The sequence below is a fragment of the Anaerotignum faecicola genome (assembly GCA_024460105.1).
Classification (GTDB): domain Bacteria; phylum Bacillota; class Clostridia; order Lachnospirales; family Anaerotignaceae; genus JANFXS01.
Genome location: JANFXS010000582.1, coordinates 1 through 389 on the forward strand (window position 1 = coordinate 1; position 389 = coordinate 389).

General features: G+C 52.2%; 1 protein-coding gene. It reads left to right on the top strand.

Annotated features, from left to right (window positions below; genetic code table 11):
• Positions 1-389, top strand: a 389-nt coding sequence (locus NE664_15500; GenBank protein ID MCQ4728038.1) for a cation-translocating P-type ATPase C-terminal domain-containing protein, incomplete at both ends; no start/stop codon positions are given.

The following is a 389-nucleotide window of genomic DNA, read 5'->3' on the forward strand; positions in this document are numbered from 1 at the left end:
CACCGGTCCATCTGCTGTTTATCAACCTTCTGACGGACTCGCTTCCGGCCATTGCCATCGGTATGGAACCGGCGGATAAGGATTTGCTGTCTCAGAAGCCGAGAGATCCGAAAGAGGGGATTTTGACAAAGGAATTTATGATGAAGCTGTTCCTGCAGGGCGGTCTTATCGCTGTCTGTACCATGACGGCCTTCCATCTGGGGCTGAATCAGGGCGGCGCTGCGGTTGCCAGTACCATGGCATTCTGTACGCTGACACTGGCGCGTCTGTTCCATGGATTTAACTGCAGAAGCAGCCATTCGATCTTCAGAATTGGATTTTCCGGCAACTGGTACAGCCTTGGTGCATTTCTGGCAGGCGTCGTACTCTTAAGCCTTGTAATGTTTGTG